Here is an 18,836-nt window from a genome sequence, read left to right on the forward strand (position 1 = left end):
ATCCGGCCGGCCACGGCGGCGTGACCAGTGGCAACGCACTCCTCCTGTTTCATCTCGGCGTGTCTGTGGTTTCTCGCAGGGCGCGCTGAAGTGTGTCGAGAACGGTCGCGTGAGTGAGGTTGACCTTGTACCTGGTCATGGGTAACGGGTTCGCTTCGGTCGTGGCGAGTTCGGCTGCCTGGTGGAAGGTTCGGTCGGTGCCCGGCAGTCCGACGAGTGCCTCCTCAACGGCTGGCAGGCGCAGCGGAACTGGCGCCACTCCGCCGATCGCGACCCGGGCGAAGGTGATCGTCTCGTCGGCGACGAGCCGTACCACCGCCTCGACCAGCGGCCACTCGGCTCGGGCGCGGCCGATGGCCCGCCGATAGGCGGCGCGTTCCCCTGTCACCGGTGGTGGCACCGTGATCCCGGTGAGCAGCTGGCCCGGCTCGAGCAGGTGGTCGCGAGTCGGGTCCGCGCCGTCGCCATAGAGCTCGCTGATAGTGCGGCTGGGTTGCGCGTGGATGTCGACCGTCGCGTCGTAGGCCAGCAGCGCCATGCCGAGTGTCGATGGGTGCGGAGCGACGCACGGGCCGCGGTCGAAACACACACCGTAGAGATGATCGCCGTCCCGGGCGGGGCAGGAGTCGCCGCCCTTCTTGAAACAGGTGGTCGCCGGGTGCCGGTAGTACCAGCACCTGTTGCGTTGCAACAGGTTTCCGCCCAGGGTGCCGACCGCCCGGATCTGCGGCGTCGCCAGCGCGGCCGCCGCAGCGGCGAGGCCTGGGTAGGCACCGTGGACGGCCTGGTCACGCGCCACGGTCGCGATCCTGATCCGCGCACCGATATGCGCGGCGCCCGCGTTCCACTCGATCCGGTCGAGATCCTCGAGGTCGCGAAGGTCCACGATGGACCCCCGGGCAATGCCGCTGCGGCGGCGCTCGGACAGGTCGGTACCGCCGGCGCGGAACTCGCCCACGGAACCGGACGCCTCGTCCGGCGTCTGCGGAATGATGATCACGACTGCAGACCCTCCAGCAGGCGGTCGGGGCGAATCGGCAGCTCGTACGGCCGCCAGCCGGTGGCGTTGAACACGGCATTGCCGATCGAAGCGGCGACCGGCAGAGTCGAGATCTCGCCGAGACCCACGCCGCCACCGGGAACGTGCTCGAAGCCCTCCTCCAGGAAATGCAGCTCGATCTCGGGAGTGTCGCCGATGCCGGGGATGCGGTAGTCCTCCAGGCCCGCCGAGAGAACCACGCCGGTATGCGGGTCGTTCCGGCGCTGCTCATACAGCGCGTACCCGACGCCCTGCACGATGCTGCCCGCGGCCTGGCTACGAGCGAGTTCGGGTGCCGCGAGACGGCCAACGGCGAGCCCACCGAACACCCGCAGGACGCGGACCCGGCCGAGCAGCGTGTCGACCTCGACCTCGCTGACATGGACAGCCCCGGTGTATCCCCGACCGGTGCGCAGACCGGCGAGCAGCCTCAGAGCCCAGTCAAGCCCGGCACCAGCCGGCCCCGCTCCCGCGTACGGGCGCGGAGCGTGGCGGCGCGTGTCGGTGTCGTCCGGTCGGCTGGCGACCACCTGGCAGTCCGGGACGGCGGTGATGACCTCTGCCCACGACAGCAGACCGCCCGCGTGGCGGAGGCCGGCCGGCTCGGCGACCGGCGCGCGCACCCCAAACCGGGTGACAGCCTCCCTGACCAACCGCTCACGCAGCTTGTGGGCGGCGGCCAGCGCCGCCGGTACCACTGTCGCTGTCGTGCGGCTGCCGCCCGACATCGGGCCCCGCTCCAGGCTGGAGTCTCCGACCCGCACCCGTACGCTCATCGGGTCGAGGTCGAATGCCCCGGCGACCGCCCGGGCCAGCACGGTCCGGCTGCCGGTGCCCATGTCCTGGGTGGCTGTCGCGACGGTGAGTCGGCCGTCTCGGACGCCGACCGCCACGCGGCACTTCGACTGGTACCAGTAGAACCAGTTGCCCGCGGCCACCCCGACCCCGCGCCGGAACCGTCCGGACTGGCCGCCGGTGGGACGACCGCGCCACGCCTCGAGCCCTTCGGCCCACCGATAGAGCTTGCCGCGCAACGGATCGGGATCCCAGCGCCGGCGCAGGACGATCGGGTCCTCGCCCAGCCGAGCCGCCGCCTCGTCGACGGCCTGCTCCAACGCCCAGCAGGCCACGGCCCCACCCGGCCCGCGGAACGGCAGGCCCGGTGGCATGTGGTTGACGACGTCGAAGTCGACCAATTCCTTCGCCTTGGTCGGATAGATCAGTCGGCACAGGCCGGCGATTGCCGAGCCGACCGCCACACCGGCATCGCCGTACGCCGTGACCGATAGCGCGCTGAGCTCGCCGGATCGCGCCGGCAGCAGGGTCAACTGGATCTCGGCCGCCGGCCGGTGCCCGCCGACCGTCATCTCCTCCAGCCGATCGAGCACGACCCGAACCGGCGCTGCGGCCTGCCGGGACAGCTCGACCGCCGCCACGGTCTCCGGGGTGAGCTCGAGTTTGGCCCCGAACGCTCCCCCCACGTGCTCAGCAACGACCGTCACCCGCTCGCGTGGCAAACCGAACCGCTTCGTGAGCTTCTCGGCGATCCTTTCGCAGGCCTGAGTGGACACCCACACCGTGAGCGAGCCAGCCGCCCAGTGCGCGACACACGCGTGCGGCTCCAACGCGGTATGCACCTGCGCCGCCGTGCGCCAGACCCCCTCGACAAGCAGCGGATCACCGGCGGAACGTGCCGCGGCGATCAACCGTCGCGCCTTCCTCGGCCGGGCGGAGAACGACGCAGTCGGCCCCCGCGCGTTGCCATGCCACGGGGTGGGGAACAGCGGGCCCTCGGCCGAGCTGGGCGGCTGCCTGCGCCGACCCGACCAGACCTCGACGGCTCCCGGAGTCCGCGCCGACACCGCGCCGATGACCGCGGGCAGCACGTCGTACTCCACCTCGACCGCCTCCAGCGCCCGCTCCGCGGTCACCCGGTCCTCGGCGGCGATCGCCGCAACCTCCTGACCGACGTAACGGACCCGACGATCAACGCCCACCAACTCGACGGCGGCATGGACTCCGGCCACCTGCTTGGCCGCGCGCAGATCCAGTCGGACCACCCGCGCGTGCGCGTGGGGCGACCGCAGGACGCGGCCTTCCAGTTGGCCCTCGCGTCTGACGTCGACGGTGTACACGGCACGGCCGGACACCTTTGCCTCGGCGTCCACACGGGCCGGAGTCGCTGCGATTCGACCAGCGCAGGCGGCCTGGATCGCGGCGATGATGTTCGGGTAGGCGCCACAGCGACACAGATGGCCGGCCAGTGCCTCAACCACCTCGCCGCGGGTCGGCTCCTGCTGTCCCCGCTCACGCGACCACCGCTGGTAGAACGCGATCCCCTCGGTGACGAAGCCAGGCGTGCACATACCACACTGGAGCGCATCGAAGTCCATGAAGGCCCGCTGCACCGGATGCAGCCCGGGTCCGCAACCCTCAGACCAGCCCTCGACCGTGCGCACCGCCCGACCGTCCAACGAGGTCGCCGGAAGCAGGCAGCTCACCACCGGCTCATCGTCGAGCAGGACCGTGCAGGCGCCACACACCCCAGCGCCACACACCAGCTTCGTCCCGGTGAGCCCGAGCCGGTCGCGAAGCACCTCAACCGCGGTCTCATCCGGTCCGGGCTCGAACTCTCGCGGCTGGGCGTTCACCGTCACCCGCACTGACTCACTCATGCCGCGCACCATAACTGACCCAGGGTCATTACGCTACCGGACAGCTATCTCGTCAGGTGTGACCGCACCATCGCGGCGAGCTCGACGGCAAAGTCCACCACGAACGGCTCCATCCCGGCTCATCGAGCACGACACGCACCGGCGGAGCCGCGTCGGCCAGACGCCACACCCGATCACCAACGCATCCAGCCGCAACGAACCGAGCGCCACCACCAGGCCCAGCGCCGAAACTCGCTGCTCCAGCGACAAAGCGGTACCGCCATGCGAGTCAAGGAGAAAGTGCTTGAACTCCATCAGGATGGCGTACCTGCCGCTGATGGCGAAGCTGTGCATGTACGACGGTTTCTTCGCGGTGGGCTTGCCGAGCAGTTGCCGCGTGCTGCTTCCGTTGGGCAGTTCGTAGACGCCGTAGGCGGACGTGACCCCCGAAGTTGAGAAGGTAGTTGTACGACGCCTGCTGGTCCCGGTCATAGTGCGGGTGAGCGGTGGTCACATCGCCTTTGAGCTGGTCGTCGTAGTCGACCACGCCGATCGTGTCCAAGGTCGCCTTGTCGAAGGCGACGGGCATGGGGACCTCGGTCTGCGCCACGAAGTCGTCGGCGATCTCACCGACTGTCACGTAGGCGTTGGCGCCAAAGCGTGGGCCGCCGGTGAATGTCTGGGTGATGCGTTTGAACAGCGACCGGCACGGATCGGTGGCGAACTCCGAGTACAGCATCCGGCCGTCTTCGGCCGCGCGGTAAGCCGGAGTATCGAGGAACTTGTTGGCCTACCCGACCGGGCCGTCGGCGAGGTCGAATTTGTGCAGCATCGCCAAGCCGTCGAACCAGTGGTTGAGTGTCTTGTCGTCGAGGCGAAAGCGGGCCGGCCGTTCCGAACGAGCGTTCCCGACAACCACAGGGGTATGACCCCTTCGACGTCGAGTGAGGGGATCGTGAGCTCGGTGTCTTGGTCGGCGAAACCCGTCGCGTAGCTCGTCGACGTGGTGTGCAGTGATGTGGCCATCATCGGTCGTCTCCGGACACGAACGCTTGCGGCCGGGCGGATTGATCTCGTCTTCGCGGGCGACCTTGTCGGTGAGGATAGAGACCAACAGTGGCTCGGTGACGGCGTCGAGACCGCGGACGCGACCGAGCAGCCGGCCGTAGCGGTCGATCACGATCCGCACGACCAGGCTGACATCAGCCAACAGCGGTGCCCGCTGCGGCATCCCGGCAACCAGCCACCGCAGGCCAGCCTGCCCGCGAGGGGCGGCCAGCGCCGGATACGCCGCATAACCCTGATCCGGACCCTGCTTGGCCCACTGCTCCTGGGAATCCGGATCGGCGCCGCGGTTCTGCGGCAGGACCGGGTTGGGCGCCTCGGCCGGCAGCATCCGGCCACTCGACGCAGACACGCTACCCACGGCGCTCGCCGGGTCCAGCGGAGCCGCCCAGTCGGCGCGGTCTGCAAAATGGCCACCCTGGTCGTCACTTGAGTCATCCCCCCGCCTCTTAGCGATGTACTGGCGCCGGCCATCAGCTTCCGATTCACCGGTGTGAGGGACCCACCCGCTGCGCCCCGCCGGCGATGGGCCTGATGGCCGGGCCAGGGCGTCGTCCGCCGGAGGGCGACCACCATCGTGCCCGTGACCGCGCAGCGGGATTGTTCGCTCTTCGCCCGACGCCTGCGGCACGTGGCCGGTGGACCCGCGGTCCGGGCTGCGTGGCTCGGCGGGCAGATTGCCGAACATCTCGGGCCGGGCACCCTCGCGCCGTGGGTAACCCTGCGGAAAGCCCGCGCCATCGCCCCGGCTGGGCGGCCAATCATCGAACACCTCGGCGCCTTGCGCCTGGTAGCCGGACCAAGGCGGAACCAACTCCTCTTGGCCCGCCCACGGCGGCGCCGGCTGGAGCTGGCCCCAGGTGCCCTGCGCCGGCTCGCCCGGAATTCCTGCGTGGTCTAGCGAACGGATGGCGATCGTCAGCCGGCGCGCCATGTCGGGCTGGGATTCACAGAGCTCAGCAAGGGCGACGACCAGCCTCGAGCGGATGTCGCGGCGGCGGCGCCTCCGCCATCGGAGAAGGCGACGGATGCGAACATCAGCGGAGGCGAGGTCATACAACTCAGCCAGCCGAGCATCGAGCCCGGGGCTGACCCCGGCACGCCGACGACGTCGCCTTGCTCGGCGGTTGGCCCGTTCAAGCAGGAGATCCGCCATGACCCCGAGTACGAACACTCGACGATCTTCCTTCCGGTGGTTGCCCTCCCAGAGCTTCTAGTAGACCACTTCGAGTGCGATGCGTTCGGGCGGTCCCGTCAAATGCTCCCGCACGACCGAACACCACAACCTCCCGCACCGGAGGCGTACCGCGCGATCTACTTGATTCCCAGCATCCGAATACCGGCAGATCGGTGACATTTATCGACGCACCTGCCGGCGCTCCTGGCGCGCTGCCCTGAGATGGTCGAGCGAAGATCGTACGCCCTGAAATTCGCCCGCCGCGTGATCGGCTGGCCCGATTTTGCGCAACGGTTTGCAAACCAATTCCCACCGAACTTCGGTCCGACCACACGGGACGAAATTTGGTGAGAAATGAAATCGATACGGAAGACTACTACGACGCCCGGTAGCTGGTGGAGTAGCGGTATTCGACGGGCGTGGTATTCCCCGGGGCGGCGGATGCCCAGCGATGCCGTTCGGCGTATTGCATGCTCCAGGTGTAGAAGGCGTTGAGCTTGCCGAGCATGGCGGGCAGGTTCGGTGGGACGAGCGCGCCGAAAGCGGCGTTCGGCGAGCACAGCGAGAACGTCTCTCAGTCGATGGTTCCGGACGGTGCCGGAGATCAGCTTGGATGTTCACGTTCGACCGGCGTGGATGCTCCAAGCATCCTCCGTGCGGAAGCTCAACTAAGTCGCCCGTCAAGCCTGTGGCCGAACACGATAGCATCCTCCTGTCAACGGTCCGCATTGCTGTCGTCAACGAGAGACTCGGTCACTGGTCGAGCGCGCCGCGCCGGGGTCGGAGCGGGCATGGGCCTAGAGGCCACAGCCAGCCCTCGCCTGCGGCGAGGAAGGAAGACATGTTCAACGGGTGGCGTGAGCGGCGCGCTATTGCCAAACTACAGAAGGTTGCGGCCGGGCGCGAGGCAGGGCGGATAGCTGCGAGAACGCCGACAGATTTACTGGACCCTCTGGTTCGAGAATTGGTCGAGATTGGGTATGAGACCGATTATCGCGATAGTGAGCGCGTGCGGGAAATAGGAAAACTTCTGCATGCCCGCGGAGGCCTGCCGGAAATGCAGGACGCCTACTATGAATTGATTAACTGGCATAACATAAATGCGAGGGGTTTGTCGTCGGCTTGGGACCGTGTCGGGGACTGGCAGGCGTGACATTTCCGACAGGTGATAGCAGAAGCGTCAATTTCTTGCCGCCCAGGAAATCTCTCCCCAAGGCCGCGTCATCCCCGCCGCGTGGGTCACTGTCCGGAAATCAACAGCCCCACGGTGGCCGATCAGCACGCGCCGAGAAGTGGCGCTCTCCGTCGCCGAACTCGCCATCGGCGTCGGCCTCGTCTTCGGCATCGCGACGCAGCTCGCGGCCGTCGGTGGCCTGCTCCTCATCGCCCCGATCTGGGTCATGCCCTGGCCCGCGGGTGGCTATCTCTGGGAGTAACCCGCCGAAGACCTCTTCCCCCTCGCGCTGGTCATCGTCGTTCCCGCCGGTCGGACCGGAGGTCTCGACCGCCGCCTCGCGCCACGCTTCGGTCACCACTGGCCGTTCTGACCCGTCGCTTCCCGCTGCACCGGATGCCGGCGTCGTCGCTACGCAGTGCCGCCCTCACGGCGACCGTCATCCCGCATACCTCGTTCTCGGTCGGGCCGGCAGCCATGAGCCCGGGCATGCGGTGCCTGTGGTCGAGAACAGGACAGTCTCATCAGGACTCCGCAGTGCTCTTCAGTGCTGGGCCGCCGCGGCGATGACGCCGTGGACGGCCTGGGCGATGCGGTCGGCGGCCTGGTCCGGGTCGGGCTGGCCGGCGTCGAGCCAGGCGATGACTGCTTCGGTTGTAAGGGTGGGTAGCAGCCGGGCCGCCCAGCGGGTCCAGGGTCCGTCGGGCAGGGTCGCGGTGAGGTTGCGGTGGCTGACCTCGGTGGAGGTGGCGGCGAGCGCGTCGGTGACGTCGCGGAACTCGGGTTCGCGGGCGGCGTGGCGGAACAGCAGGCGGAAGCCGTCTGGATCAGCGGCTGCGGCTTGGACGAGTGCGCTGAGGGTGTGTTCGTCGTAGTCGTCTCTGCCGACGACGTCGGTCAGCCGCGCGCAAGCACGGTCCAGGACCGCGCGGTAGAGGTCGGTTTTCGAGTCGAAGTGCCGGTAGAGGATCACCCGGGTGATGCCGGCCTCGGTGGCCACGTCGTCCAGGCCGGTCGCGGCGAAGCCAGCACTTGCGAAGGCTCGGGTCGCGGCTTCGAGGATCTGCTCACGACGCTGCGGGCGGGGCATGCGGCGTACCGGTTCCGCCAACTCGACCTCCTTGTTTACTGTCGAGTATACATATAGTGTTGTTTACGTCTGGATATACAAACTTGTGGCTACAAGGAGGTGAGATGTCCGCTCCGATCCGGCGGTTCCGTACCGCGACTGGCGACGAGGGCTGGCTGGTCACCGCGCACGCGGAGGTCCGCAGGCTGCTGGCCGACGAGCGGCTCGGCCGTGCCCATCCCGATCCCGCCAGCGCTGCCCGTACCGGAGACTCCGCTCTGTTCGGCGGCCCGCTGGGCGACTTCGACACCGAGCACGCCGACCACGTGCGGATGCGGTCGCTGCTCCAGCCCTATTTCACGCCCAAGCGGATGCGCGCGCTCGAGTCGCGGGTCGACACGCTCACCACCGGGCTGCTCGACGACCTCGCCGCGCACGGTTCGCCGACTGATCTCGTCGAGGCGGTCGCTGTCCCGCTCCCGATCCTGGTGATCTGCGAGCTGCTCGGCGTGCCGGTCGAGGACCGCGGCGAGTTCCGTGCCCGGACCGAGCAGGCCGCCGACACCCGAAACCGGGCGCGCTCCGAGCGTGGCCTGGCGAGCCTGTTCGACTACGGGCGACGCCTCGTCGCCAGCAAGCGGGCCGAACCCGACGACGGGGTCATCGCCCAGCTGTCCACGACGGACGGCGTGACGGACGACGAGGCGGCCATGCTGGCCATGGCGTTGCTGTTCGCTGGGCATGAGACGACCGTCGTGCAGATCGGACTTGGCACGATGCTCCTGCTGTCCGACCGGGACCAGTGGCGGGCCTTGATCGATGACCCGCACCTCGTCGATGGCGCCGTCGAGGAAACGCTGCGCGTCCGGCACACCGGCGGTCTCGGCGGCGTCCCCCGCTACGCCCGGGTCGACCTCGAGATCGACGGCGCCGACATCCGCGTCGGTGACCTCGTGCTCCTCGACATCAACGCGGCCAACCACGACCCCACGGCCTTCGCCAAGGCGGAACACCTCGACGTGACCCGCTATGCTGCCGCGCACCTGACTTTTGGCCATGGCGCCCGCTACTGCATCGGCGCACCGCTCGCCCGCGTCGAACTGCGCTCGGTGCTCACCGGACTGCTGTCGCGGTTCCCGGGCATGCGCCTGGCGGCACCCCGGTCCGAGCTGACGCTGCGGACCGGCACGCTCACCGGCGGGCTGACCGCACTGCCGGTGGCATGGTGAGCGCCATGGCCGTACATCACCCGTTGTGGTGAGGTCGACGCACCAGGCGTGGACGAACGGCAGACCGTGCAGGTCAAGGGCGAGATCCTCCACATAGGTCAGCCCGAGCGAATCGGACAGTGGGGTGGCTGTGGCGAAGCACCGTCCCGGCGTGGCGGGGCGAATCGACGGCGGCAACGGGCACGGAGCGAATGCCGTACCCGGGTCCACGACAAGCACGGCCAAACTGGAATACGCCCACCCTTCCCGGCCGGGAAGAAACAGCGTCGAATACCTGCCCGCTAACACACGGAGTTCGCGTTGGGTGCCACCAGGGCGCGATTTTCGATGGGTTTCTATTTGCGGGCACCGGACCCGGTCACACTCTCGAAGGCCGCTGCTGTCCGGCTGTCCGACGACATCGCCGCGTTCCGCGAGGACGGTGGCATCCCCGCACACGTCCACACTCTGATCGTCGTCTGGCCGCAGCAGCGGGTGTTGGAGATTCAGGTCGAGGGCCTCTCCCCGCGCACCGACCCGGACCGCAGCACGATCCGCGGCACGACCTACGCGCTGTTCGAACTCGCCAGCCACTACGACATCGTCGCGCTCGACACCGACACCGCGCCGTTGTTCACCCAACGCATCCTGCTCCTCGACACCAACGCCAACCGTTCCACGCTCTGGTCGGCTCGGGCGTCGGCGACGCGGAACCCGACACAAGCGGGGCAGAAACCAGCCGAACGGTAGGCGAGTGCCGTCACATCCCCGTGACGGCCTGCCCATCCACCTCAGCAACGGTCGAGATGGCCCTGTCGGGATGCCACACCAGCCACGTCCGTTCGACACAGTCCGTGAGATCGACTCCGTGATGCCGTGCCAGGAGCAGCACGTGGCAGAGCACGTCGGCCAGCTCGGCGCCGAACCTGTCGGCCAGTTCCTGTGGACTGTTGCCCTTGGCCCGTGCCTGGCCGGTCAGCATCAAGAACGCCTGGGTCAACTCGCCGACTTCCTCCTGGAGTTTCAGCATGAACCACGCGGCGTCCCTGGTGAACCTATGCGCGCCGGCGTAACCGTGCGACACCACCTCGACGTCATCGCTGAGCCGGTCCAAGTCCATAAGACGGCTCGCTGACCGCGAGGTGTCGGCGCGGGCTGGACGAGCAGGTCGACCGCCTCGGCGCGATCCTCGAAGCGACACCGGAGCTGACCATCGGCGAGGTGACCGTCGACGGCCACGCCTGAACTGGCCCCGCGCTGCAGCGCCGGGGACTACGGTCGCCGCATGGGTTTGTTCAGCCGGAAGTGCCCGGTCGGCGAGAAGGCCGGGCACTGGACCGAGGAGTCCATGAGGTGGTTCCGCGAGCAGTTCGGCGACGACCCGCTCGGGTCGGACCCCGTCCTGCCCACCGCGGAGCTCTTCCCGAGTGAGCTCACCGGGGAAGAGGCCGACGTTCGGGAGCTGCTCGACCGGCTCTGCGCGCACCTCGCGGTGGACCCGAAGTGGGTCACCCTGGAGATCACCCCGTTCGGTGAGAGCGGGCTGGTCAGGCAGGCTAGCTACATCTGGCCGGTCGAACCGGGCTACCGCCCCCTCGCGCCCGACCGGCACGACCGGTGGGAGAATGGTCGCCGGGTCATCGAGATCCACCCCGACATCAGCACCCGGCCGACCGACCTGATGGCGCGGCTGACGCGCGACCTCTGCCACACCCGCCTCCTCGCGGAGGAACGCATCACCACCAAGCGTCGCGACCACCAGCAGCTGGCCGACCTGCTGGCCGTCTACTTCGGACTCGGCATCTTCGCCGCCAACGCCAGCTTCGACCACCACGCCGGCCGGTACGGCGGGATGCGACGAGTCGGTCACCTGCCCGAGCCCATGTTTGGCTATGGCCTGGCGTGCTACGCCTGGCTGCGCGGCGAGTCCTGGCCCGACTGGACCGAGTACCTCGACCACGGCCCGCAGAGCTCGATGAACCACGGGCTGCGCTACCTCGCCCGCGTTGCCGAGCCAGGCGAGCTGCCAGCCGGGCTACATCCTGTGGACGACTCCCCGGACTAGCCTGAGTTTTAACCGTGGGGTCGGGAGTGGACGCCTGGTTGATCATGGGTGGAGCCCTGGTTGATCATTCTTCTTGTCGAGGGAAGAAGATCTCACCAAGGGCTTCAGTTGATCAGTGTGCGGGACACCGGTGTGGCCGGTGCGTGTGGGGACCAGTCGTGGTTCCGGTACGAGTTGCATCGGTGGTTGACCCGTCGAGCGGATGCGTTGTTCGACCTGTCCGACGCGGTGCTGTGCGCGGAGGGCCCGGTCTGTCGCGGAGTTATCGCTGGTCGCGAAGCATCGGCGAGGACGTGGCAGCGGGTATGCCGCGTTGGCGCGTGGTCGGATGGAATCCAGCGGTTGCGGACCGCGCTGAGCGCGGTGGTCCGGCTGGCTCCCGGCGTGGACGCCCCGAGCGTGACCGCGCAGCAGTTGCGTGGGGTGGTGGACCGGCTGATCGCTGCCAGGCACTGGCAGCCCGCCGAACGGGTCTTAAACCTGGCCAGCACAACCCGCGCAAGCGGCCGAATGTGACGTTTCGTAACCAACATGGGCGGCCTGCGCCGCGTTCCCGGAGGCGCGCAGGTCGGCCAGGTCAAGCCTCGCCACAATGAGCCGAGAACTTTGTCCTAAACGAAGATCAGACGAAATCAGCGGGAAAACGAAAACCGTGATGGGAACCTACACAACGGAATCAGCCGGTCGGGTCGCGCCCGCAAATCCATCGTTTCGCCACCGGCGGAGTGCGATGGTGACGGTCTGGCCGAAGTCCGGTGCGTGGATGATCAATTCTCCGCCGATGTAGAGGCCGACGTGGTGGATCTTGGTGGTGGGATCGCCGTAGAACACGAGGTCACCGGGCAGCAGTGGCTCGCCGTCGGGGACGTGTGGTCCGGCGTGGTACTGGGTGTGTGCGGTGCGGGGGATGTCGATGCCGGCGGCGGCGTAGGACGCCTTGGTCAGCCCGGAGCAGTCGAAGCCTTCGTGCCCGCCGTCGGGTCCGTTGACTGGCGGAGGGGCTTATTCCTGGGGTGCCCTATTCCTCTGCTCGAAGCCGGGCAACGTGACCATTCGTCCGCGGTCGGCCCGGTCAGGCGTCACGGCGGCGCAGCGCCACGTGGGCGCTGCTCGCCGAGCGGGAGCAGCTGCGTGAGCGGCTGCGGATCGCCCGCGACATGCACGACTCCCTGGGACGCCGGCTCAGCTTGGTGTCCGTGCGAGCCGCCGCGCTGCAGGTGTCCGAGCTGCCAGCGGCACAGCGGCAGGCCGTCGGCGAACTCGCGGACTGTGCACGAGACGCGGTCACCGAGCTCTACCAGCTGATCGGCTCACTGCGCGGCGCCACGAACGACAACCCGGACGAAAGCCCAGGCATCGACCACGTCGGCGCGGTCGTCGAAGACTTCCGAACGGCTGGCGTTGAGGTCACGGTCGACGAGCAGGGTGACCGGTCTCGGTTGCCGACCGCCGCCGACCGCGCCGCGTACCGGGTCGTCGAGGAAGGGCTCACCAACGCGGCCAAGCACGGCGCGGGCCGATCCGTGGCGGTCCGGATGACCTGGGAGACGGACGCGCTGGTACTGACCGTGTCGAACCCGGTCACGGCCGACGGCGCGAGCCCAGGCGGCTTCGGGCTCGCCGGGCTGCGCGAACGGGTGCAAGCGGCGGGTGGGTTCCTCGACCACCGCCTGCACCCGGACGGCGAGTTTCGGCTCGTCGCGATGCTGCCCGTCGCCGAGCCCGACACGTCACCGCAGCCCCGCCCGAGCAGGTTCCGGACCGCCGTCGGCCTCGCCACGGCCGGGGTGCTGTTCGTGCTGCTGCCCGCGAGCCTGCTGACCGGGGTGAGCTGAGCTGATCCGCGTCCTGGTCGCCGACGACGAGCCGCTCATCACGGCCGGCATTCGCACCGTGCTCGAGTCGGCGAGCGACATCGAAGTGGTGGCGACCGCGGCGGATGGCAGCGCTGCGGTGCGCGAGGCGGTGCGATTCCACCCGGACGTCGCGCTCGTCGACATCACGATGCCGGTGCTCGACGGCCTCGACACGCTCGACGAGCTGCGTCGGCAGGCACCAGCGGTGCGGGCCGTGATGCTCACGTCGTTCGGCACCGAGCCCAACCTGCTGCGGGCACTGCAGAACGGAGCGGTCGGCTTCGTGCTCAAGCACTGCACGCCCGACGAGCTAATCCACGCGGTCCACGCCGCGCACGACGGCGACGCCTACCTCTCACCCGAAATCACCCGGCTGGTGCTCGGCATGGTCACACCCACCACAGGTCGGCGGCAGGACGCGACCGAACGGCTAGCGGTGCTCAGCGCCCGTGAATCGGAGATCGCTGGCCTCGTCGCGGAAGGCCTCTCGAACGCCGACATCGGACGGCGCGTGCACATGAGTGAAGCCACGATCAAGACCTACGTCAGCCGCGTGCTCTCGAAACTGGGCTGCGCCAACCGCGTCGAGGTGGCACTGCTGGTTCGCGACAGCCGCACGTGAGACTCTCGACTGATTAGGAAGCGGCCGACCCCACGTAGATCAACACACCAAGATCACGAAGATGGAGGCTGGTTGCGGCGGCGTTGCTTGGCACCTGCGTTGGCGAGGAAGGTGCGGGCCTCGGGACCGAACAGGGCGGGCGTGCAGGCGGTCGAGCCACTCAGCAGGTGACCGGACTGCCTGCTGCAGAGATCGCCATGTCTTTGCGCCCGTGCGTACGTGTTGTGGGGCGGCGAGCCCAGCCTCCACCACCAGGTCCCGGAGCGAGATGCTGAACCGCACGTCCTCGTCGTCGAGAACGACGTGGACGCTGACCCCTCGTTCGAAGGTGTCATGCAACCACTTGTAGGCGAGGTTCGCTAACTGGTAGGAGGGCGGCATGACCGCGCGACGCCGCCCGACAAGCGAGCCCGAGCCGGTGAATCGACGAGTTGACCCTCGACACCCCGGCTGAGGCCGCCGAGGTCCGGGGGGTCACGGTCGTGCTAGTGGGCGTGAGGGTGTAGCCGCCCCTGGACGACGCGAGCCCGGCCGGCTCATCGGGTCGTGCGGTCCCCGCGACGATGGCGCTGTGAGTGTCCCCATGCTCGGCGCCCTCAGCGCCGTGCGCCTCAGCCGGGTCGGCCGAGCTGTTCAGGGGACCGACAGCGGTGCCGATCGCCCAGGCGCCGACGGCGACCAGAGCGAGCACTACACCGTAGGCGGAGAACTTCCCCGCAGTGTTCATGTCTGATCCTTCGGTTGTGCCGCTTACGCGGTCAGCTGGTATCCGGCCTCTTCGACGGCGGCACGCACGTCGTCGACGGCGAGCTCCGTGTCACTGGTCACGGTGACCTTCCCGGTCGGTAAGTCCACCGACACGTCGGTCACACCCCCGATCGCGCTGACCTCCTCGGTCACCGAGCTCGCGCAGTGCAAGCAGGGTCATACCGGTCGCCGTGTAGATCGTCTCGGCCATCGTGGCTTCCTTTCCGTGTTGGGACTCATCAGGACCGGACCAGGCGGGCGATCGCGTCGCTCGCCTCCCGCACCTTCGCGTCCGCGGTGTCGCCGCCCTCGGCGAGCGCCTCGGTCACGCAGTGCTTGAGGTGCTCGTCGAGCAGGCCCAGGGACACGGACTGCAGTGCCTTGGTCGCGGCCGAGATCTGGGTGAGCACATCAATGCAGTACTCGTCGTTCTCGACCATCCGGTGCAGGCCGCGGATCTGGCCCTCGATGCGCCGCAGCCGCCTGAGGTAGTCGTCCTTGTCGCTGGTGTAACCCCGCATGTCGTTCTCCTCACTCGCGCCCACCAGTGGCAGAGGCACCGCCGCGGACCTGTCATATACCCTAGGGGGGTAGGGATAGCAAGGTCTTGTAGTCCCGCGCCAGTGGCGAGACGAGTGAACCTGCCTCCGCGAAATGCGTCTCTACTAATGTGCGTAGTGATGTGGGTTGAGCTGAACCGGAGCGCGAGGTGAAGGGTGTGGGCGAGCGGACACGGTGGATGCGGTTGGGTGCCTGGGGTCTTGCCGCGCTAGTGGTGCTCACCGCGTGCTCGTCGACCGATCCCGGGCAGCCGTCGGCCAAGAAGGAAGGGTCGCGGGTCGAGCCACGCCTCGAGTTCCTGCCGAAGGACGCGGCGACGGAGGTGTCGCCGGTCGAGCCGGTCACGGTGCGGGCCAGCAACGGCACGATCGACAAGGTGTCGTTGACCAACCCGGAAGGCAAACAGGTCAGCGGCAAACTGTCCGGGGACAAGAAGTCGTGGGCGTCGTCCGAGCCGCTCGGCTACGACCGCCGCTACACGCTCGACGCGTCGATTCGCGGCAAGGACGGGAGGACCGTCCGGGAGGAGTCGTCGTTCACGACGGTGCGCCCGGCGGGGACCGTGTACCCGTCGTTCCTGCCGCCGCCGAAGATCACCACGGTCGGCGTTGGGCAGCCGATCGCGGTCATCTTCGACCAGGCGCCCGCAGACCAGGCCGCGGCGGAGCGGGCGTTGAAGGTCACCGCCACGCCGGCGACCGAGGGCTCCTGGTACTGGTGGGACGACCGGACCGTGCACTACCGGCCGAAGGACTACTGGAAGCCGGGTACCAAGGTCACCGTCGACGCGAAGATCTACGGCGTGAACCTGGGGAACGGGATGTACGGCGACACCGACCGGACCCTGAAGCTCACGATCGGCCCGGAGAAGATCGCGACCATCGACGACAAGACGCACAAGATGGTCGTCACGGTCAACGGCAAGGCGGTCAAGACGTTCCCGGTCAGCATGGGCCGCGACGGCTCGACCACGGGCAAGGACGGCGAGAAGATCTCGTTCGTCACGCCGAGCGGAACCTATGTGGCGCAGGAGAAGTACGCGGTCAAGCGGATGAACTCGGAAAGCTACGGCCTGCCCTCGGACGCCTCCCTGGGCTATGACGAGAAGATCCCGCTCGCGGTACGCGTGTCCAACAGCGGCATCTTCGTCCACGCCGCACCGTGGTCGGTGGCCGACCAGGGCCGCCGCAACGTCTCGCACGGCTGCGTCAACCTCAGCCCCGAGGCCGGCCGGTGGTTCTACGACAACTTCAGCTACGGCGACATCGTCACGATCCACAACACGGCCACGAAGCTCGAGCCCACCGACGGGTTCGGTGACTGGAACATCCCGTGGGAGGAATGGGTGAAGGGCAGCGCGCTGAACTGAGCCTTCCGGCCCTGGCTCTGTCCGTGTTAACCGACCGCGGTTATTGGTCCGAGGTGACCGCACCTGGCCGGCGGGGTGTGTCGATGTCGGTGTGATTTGACCGCGGGTGTCGGCGTACACCTGAACGTGCTCAGCCACGTACGAGTGAAGGTGCTCAGACCCCCATCCTGGCCGAGGTGTGCGGGATGAGCAGCGATCGGTCGCGCTGAGGCGGCCTAGTCCATTGGCTGGGTGAGGCGCCGGTGGATGTCCAGGGTGAGTTCCAGCGCGGTTAGGGCGCTGGCGGGTTCGATGAGGTTGTCTGCCCGGCCGGTGATGCAGGCCAGTACGTGGGCGATCATCGCCGTGTAGGGGCTGATGGCGGGAAGTTCGATGAGCCGGTCCCCGTCGGGGGTGTACTCGGTGAGGCTGCTGGGGCCTTGGCTGGTGGCCCCGGCGCGCATGAGGTATTCGAGGACCGCGTCGGTGAAGGTGGCGCGCCATCCGCCGCGCACCCCGTAGGGCTGGGGCATCAGCGACGAGCTGGCGCACCGGGCGATGGTTTGCGGGTAGCCGAGGATGACCTCGGCCGCCGAGCCGCGGCCACCGGGGCCGCCAGTACCGGCGGCGTGCACGGTGTCGGGCTGGCCGAGCAGGCTGGTGACCAGGTCGAAGTCGGCGTGCATCATGTCCAGCGCCAAGGTGTCCAGGCCGAGGTCGTAGCCCTCCCATAGCAGCGCGGTGCGGCCCTCGACCTCCAGCACCGTCAGCGGCCCGTACCGCTGATCGGCCACCGCCTGGCGCGCGGCGGAGGTGGACGGGCAGGTGTGTGTGCGCAGCGCTCGGTAGAGGGCGTCGCTGTCCTGTCTCATCGTTCATGAGGCATGGCCCGCATGCTGAACTGCGGTGCCTCGGATAGATGAGACAGTCGGTCCGCTGCTTGTCTCGCTGATCATGAGGTAACCAGCCAAGTCACTGTCCCGTCTCAGGAGACATTTGCCGTATTCCGATGCTCTCCTGATCGTCGGCGGCTTGGTTGATCGTGGTTAGGGACGCAGGCCGTCGAGGAGTCGGGTGACGGTGCGGTGGCGGAGTTCGGGCGTCCATCCGGCGACCAGTGCGCCCTGGCTGGCGGCGGTGAGCAGTGCGATCACTTCATCAAGTTGAACGTCGCTGTGGATGGTGTGGGCTTGCTGGGCTCGCGCGAGCAAGGTGTCGAGAGCTTCGCCGAACCCGGTGAGTTGGCGGTCGACGCCGATATCGGTCCCGGCCGCGGCGAGTAGGTGGACCACGGTTCGAGTGCTGGCCGCGTGTTCGACGACGTCGGCGAAGAACGTGAACAGGGCGGTCGGGCGGCCCTCCGCAGCGAGCGCGTCGGCCTCTGCGGCAAGTCGGCTCTGCAGGTCCTTCATGATCGCCGCAAGCAGGTCGTCCTTGGTGGGGAAGTGCCGGAAGACGGTGCCGATGGCCACGCCTGCTCGCCGCGCGACCTCCTCTGTTGATGCGGATGTGCCGTGCTCCTCAAAGACCTCGGTCGCAGCGGCCAGGATGCGGGCTCGGTTCCGACGAGCGTCAGCGCGCAGCGGTGACTCAGACACGGCGGACTCCAGCAGTTGACAACATGAGTGCTGACTCATCATTCTAGGTCGCGACAACGATCGTGAGTGACAACTCATGTTAGGGGTGTTCGATGAGGGAAATGGATCGAGGGGCGCTGGCCGGGCCGAAGGAGGCGTTCGAGCGGTTCCGGGACATGATGCTGGCAGGCAGCTCGACGGGGCTGGAGTCCCTGCTTGCCGACGACTGTGTGGTCGAAGCACCGTTCGCCCCGTCCGGTGCGCCGCGCCGGATCGCGGGACGGGACGCCTTCGCAGCGTCGGCCGCGCCGCGGCGGGAGGCGCTTGCCAAACGCATCCGGTTCACGGATGTGCGCGACGTGGTCATCCATGAGACAACCGACCCGGAGGTCGCCGTCATCGAATATGAGGTGGAGGGAGTCCGCGTGGCCGACGACTTTCGTGCCGCAGCACCGTTTGTGGTCGTGGTGCGGGTGCAGGACGGGCGCGTCGTGCTGTGGCGCGAGTACCAGGACCCCGCAGCGATGGCTCTAGCGACGGAATGACCTCACCGCTCAACGATGCTGTCCGTCCGCGTGACCAGATCGGCTTGCCGTCGAACGACCGCTATTGCTGCTAATCGCGCGTTTTCTGATGAATGACAACACGTAGCGAGACAACGCCCCGTCTGTGGT

At 68.1% G+C, this 18,836-nt stretch carries 19 protein-coding genes and 4 pseudogenes; 10 read left to right on the forward strand and 13 right to left on the reverse strand.

Going from position 1 to position 18,836, the window contains the following annotated elements:
* Positions 1-49 precede the first annotated feature (49 nt).
* The 5 genes and pseudogenes from ACRDTB_RS01730 to ACRDTB_RS01750 all read right to left on the reverse strand — a co-directional run bounded on the left by ACRDTB_RS01730 (position 50) and on the right by ACRDTB_RS01750 (position 6,443).
* The gene (locus tag ACRDTB_RS01730) at positions 50-1,000 is read right to left on the reverse strand and encodes an FAD binding domain-containing protein (RefSeq protein WP_431428048.1); all 951 of its coding nucleotides are present in this window, start codon (positions 998-1,000) and stop codon (positions 50-52) included.
* On the reverse strand, positions 997-3,714 hold the full coding sequence (locus tag ACRDTB_RS01735) for a molybdopterin-dependent oxidoreductase (protein ID WP_431428049.1): 2,718 nt from the start codon (positions 3,712-3,714) through the stop codon (positions 997-999). The genes ACRDTB_RS01730 and ACRDTB_RS01735 overlap by 4 nt, the downstream gene beginning before the upstream one ends.
* 268 nt (positions 3,715-3,982) lie before the next feature.
* Positions 3,983-4,468, reverse strand: a pseudogene (locus ACRDTB_RS01740) (carotenoid oxygenase family protein); the annotation flags it as partial.
* 15 nt (positions 4,469-4,483) lie between these two features.
* Complete coding sequence (locus tag ACRDTB_RS01745; protein WP_431428050.1) at positions 4,484-5,089, reverse strand: hypothetical protein; 606 nt, start codon at positions 5,087-5,089, stop codon at positions 4,484-4,486.
* 1,222 nt (positions 5,090-6,311) lie between these two features.
* Positions 6,312-6,443, reverse strand: a complete 132-nt coding sequence (locus tag ACRDTB_RS01750; protein ID WP_431428051.1) for a hypothetical protein — start codon at positions 6,441-6,443, stop codon at positions 6,312-6,314.
* Positions 6,444-6,776: 333 nt separating this feature from the next.
* On the opposite strand from ACRDTB_RS01750, the gene ACRDTB_RS01755 reads away from it, so the two are divergent.
* The gene (locus ACRDTB_RS01755; RefSeq protein WP_431428052.1) at positions 6,777-7,088 is read left to right on the forward strand and encodes a hypothetical protein; all 312 of its coding nucleotides are present in this window, start codon (positions 6,777-6,779) and stop codon (positions 7,086-7,088) included.
* Positions 7,089-7,227: 139 nt separating this feature from the next.
* Positions 7,228-7,371: a hypothetical protein gene (locus tag ACRDTB_RS01760; RefSeq protein WP_431428053.1), complete on the forward strand. Its 144-nt coding sequence runs from the start codon at positions 7,228-7,230 to the stop codon at positions 7,369-7,371.
* A gap of 282 nt (positions 7,372-7,653) precedes the next feature.
* On the opposite strand, the gene ACRDTB_RS01765 is transcribed toward ACRDTB_RS01760, so the two are convergent.
* Positions 7,654-8,220 (reverse strand): TetR/AcrR family transcriptional regulator, encoded by a 567-nt coding sequence (locus ACRDTB_RS01765; protein ID WP_431428054.1) that lies wholly within the window; start codon positions 8,218-8,220, stop codon positions 7,654-7,656.
* A gap of 83 nt (positions 8,221-8,303) precedes the next feature.
* On the opposite strand from ACRDTB_RS01765, the gene ACRDTB_RS01770 reads away from it, so the two are divergent.
* Entirely contained in the window at positions 8,304-9,407 is a 1,104-nt protein-coding gene (locus ACRDTB_RS01770) for a cytochrome P450 (RefSeq protein WP_431428055.1), read from the forward strand.
* Positions 9,408-9,734: 327 nt separating this feature from the next.
* Positions 9,735-10,136, forward strand: a complete 402-nt coding sequence (locus ACRDTB_RS01775; protein WP_431428056.1) for a hypothetical protein — start codon at positions 9,735-9,737, stop codon at positions 10,134-10,136.
* Between the two features lie 10 nt (positions 10,137-10,146).
* Here the strand turns inward: ACRDTB_RS01775 and ACRDTB_RS01780 are convergent, their stop codons facing one another.
* Entirely contained in the window at positions 10,147-10,500 is a 354-nt protein-coding gene (locus ACRDTB_RS01780) for a hypothetical protein (protein WP_431428057.1), read from the reverse strand.
* A gap of 171 nt (positions 10,501-10,671) precedes the next feature.
* On the opposite strand from ACRDTB_RS01780, the gene ACRDTB_RS01785 reads away from it, so the two are divergent.
* Together ACRDTB_RS01785 and ACRDTB_RS01790 are read left to right on the forward strand one after the other, a co-directional pair.
* On the forward strand, positions 10,672-11,451 hold the full coding sequence (locus ACRDTB_RS01785; RefSeq protein WP_431428058.1) for a hypothetical protein: 780 nt from the start codon (positions 10,672-10,674) through the stop codon (positions 11,449-11,451).
* A gap of 60 nt (positions 11,452-11,511) precedes the next feature.
* Positions 11,512-11,967: a hypothetical protein gene (locus ACRDTB_RS01790; RefSeq protein ID WP_431428059.1), complete on the forward strand. Its 456-nt coding sequence runs from the start codon at positions 11,512-11,514 to the stop codon at positions 11,965-11,967.
* Positions 11,968-12,114: 147 nt separating this feature from the next.
* Here ACRDTB_RS01790 and ACRDTB_RS01795 read toward each other — a convergent pair.
* Positions 12,115-12,438 (reverse strand): annotated as a pseudogene (locus tag ACRDTB_RS01795) (C40 family peptidase); the annotation flags it as partial.
* 158 nt (positions 12,439-12,596) lie between these two features.
* Between ACRDTB_RS01795 and ACRDTB_RS01800 the strand changes: the two are divergent.
* Together ACRDTB_RS01800 and ACRDTB_RS01805 are read left to right on the forward strand one after the other, a co-directional pair.
* Positions 12,597-13,286 carry a sensor histidine kinase gene (locus ACRDTB_RS01800; protein WP_431428070.1) on the forward strand — a complete coding sequence of 230 codons (690 nt, stop codon included), beginning with the start codon at positions 12,597-12,599 and terminating at the stop codon, positions 13,284-13,286.
* A gap of 13 nt (positions 13,287-13,299) precedes the next feature.
* Positions 13,300-13,929 carry a response regulator gene (locus tag ACRDTB_RS01805; RefSeq protein WP_431428071.1) on the forward strand — a complete coding sequence of 210 codons (630 nt, stop codon included), beginning with the start codon at positions 13,300-13,302 and terminating at the stop codon, positions 13,927-13,929.
* A gap of 469 nt (positions 13,930-14,398) precedes the next feature.
* Here the strand turns inward: ACRDTB_RS01805 and ACRDTB_RS01810 are convergent.
* The 3 genes and pseudogenes from ACRDTB_RS01810 to ACRDTB_RS01820 all read right to left on the reverse strand — a co-directional run.
* A pseudogene (locus tag ACRDTB_RS01810) lies at positions 14,399-14,656 on the reverse strand (hypothetical protein); the annotation flags it as partial.
* A gap of 23 nt (positions 14,657-14,679) precedes the next feature.
* Positions 14,680-14,887 (reverse strand): annotated as a pseudogene (locus tag ACRDTB_RS01815) (heavy-metal-associated domain-containing protein).
* A gap of 28 nt (positions 14,888-14,915) precedes the next feature.
* Entirely contained in the window at positions 14,916-15,197 is a 282-nt protein-coding gene (locus ACRDTB_RS01820; protein ID WP_431428060.1) for a metal-sensitive transcriptional regulator, read from the reverse strand.
* A 197-nt stretch (positions 15,198-15,394) separates the two neighbouring features.
* Between ACRDTB_RS01820 and ACRDTB_RS01825 the strand changes: the two genes are divergently transcribed.
* Positions 15,395-16,606, forward strand: a complete 1,212-nt coding sequence (locus ACRDTB_RS01825; RefSeq protein WP_431428061.1) for a L,D-transpeptidase — start codon at positions 15,395-15,397, stop codon at positions 16,604-16,606.
* A gap of 215 nt (positions 16,607-16,821) precedes the next feature.
* On the opposite strand, the gene ACRDTB_RS01830 is transcribed toward ACRDTB_RS01825, so the two are convergent.
* Both ACRDTB_RS01830 and ACRDTB_RS01835 read right to left on the reverse strand, forming a co-directional pair.
* The gene (locus ACRDTB_RS01830; protein WP_431428062.1) at positions 16,822-17,457 is read right to left on the reverse strand and encodes a hypothetical protein; all 636 of its coding nucleotides are present in this window, start codon (positions 17,455-17,457) and stop codon (positions 16,822-16,824) included.
* Between the two features lie 174 nt (positions 17,458-17,631).
* Complete coding sequence (locus tag ACRDTB_RS01835) at positions 17,632-18,261, reverse strand: TetR/AcrR family transcriptional regulator (protein WP_431428063.1); 630 nt, start codon at positions 18,259-18,261, stop codon at positions 17,632-17,634.
* A 14-nt stretch (positions 18,262-18,275) separates the two neighbouring features.
* On the opposite strand from ACRDTB_RS01835, the gene ACRDTB_RS01840 reads away from it, so the two are divergent.
* The gene (locus ACRDTB_RS01840) at positions 18,276-18,707 is read left to right on the forward strand and encodes a nuclear transport factor 2 family protein (protein ID WP_431428064.1); all 432 of its coding nucleotides are present in this window, start codon (positions 18,276-18,278) and stop codon (positions 18,705-18,707) included.
* Positions 18,708-18,836: the final 129 nt, after the last annotated feature.

Source organism: Actinophytocola sp. (genome assembly GCF_050699935.1).
Taxonomy (GTDB): domain Bacteria; phylum Actinomycetota; class Actinomycetes; order Mycobacteriales; family Pseudonocardiaceae; genus Actinophytocola.

Bases quoted from the DNA above. Each gene is read 5' to 3' on its own strand.
- ACRDTB_RS01735 (WP_431428049.1), bottom strand. From the start codon at position 3,714: ATGAGTGAGTCAGTGCGGGTGACGGTGAACGCCCAGCCGCGAGAGTTC.
- ACRDTB_RS01745 (WP_431428050.1), bottom strand. From the start codon at position 5,089: ATGCTGCCGGCCGAGGCGCCCAACCCGGTCCTGCCGCAGAACCGCGGC.
- ACRDTB_RS01750 (WP_431428051.1), bottom strand. From the start codon at position 6,443: ATGCTCGGCAAGCTCAACGCCTTCTACACCTGGAGCATGCAATACGCC.
- ACRDTB_RS01755 (WP_431428052.1), top strand. From the start codon at position 6,777: ATGTTCAACGGGTGGCGTGAGCGGCGCGCTATTGCCAAACTACAGAAG.
- ACRDTB_RS01770 (WP_431428055.1), top strand. From the start codon at position 8,304: ATGTCCGCTCCGATCCGGCGGTTCCGTACCGCGACTGGCGACGAGGGC.
- ACRDTB_RS01775 (WP_431428056.1), top strand. From the start codon at position 9,735: ATGGGTTTCTATTTGCGGGCACCGGACCCGGTCACACTCTCGAAGGCC.
- ACRDTB_RS01785 (WP_431428058.1), top strand. From the start codon at position 10,672: ATGGGTTTGTTCAGCCGGAAGTGCCCGGTCGGCGAGAAGGCCGGGCAC.
- ACRDTB_RS01820 (WP_431428060.1), bottom strand. From the start codon at position 15,197: ATGCGGGGTTACACCAGCGACAAGGACGACTACCTCAGGCGGCTGCGG.
- ACRDTB_RS01830 (WP_431428062.1), bottom strand. From the start codon at position 17,457: ATGAGACAGGACAGCGACGCCCTCTACCGAGCGCTGCGCACACACACC.
- ACRDTB_RS01835 (WP_431428063.1), bottom strand. From the start codon at position 18,261: ATGAGTTGTCACTCACGATCGTTGTCGCGACCTAGAATGATGAGTCAG.
- ACRDTB_RS01840 (WP_431428064.1), top strand. From the start codon at position 18,276: ATGAGGGAAATGGATCGAGGGGCGCTGGCCGGGCCGAAGGAGGCGTTC.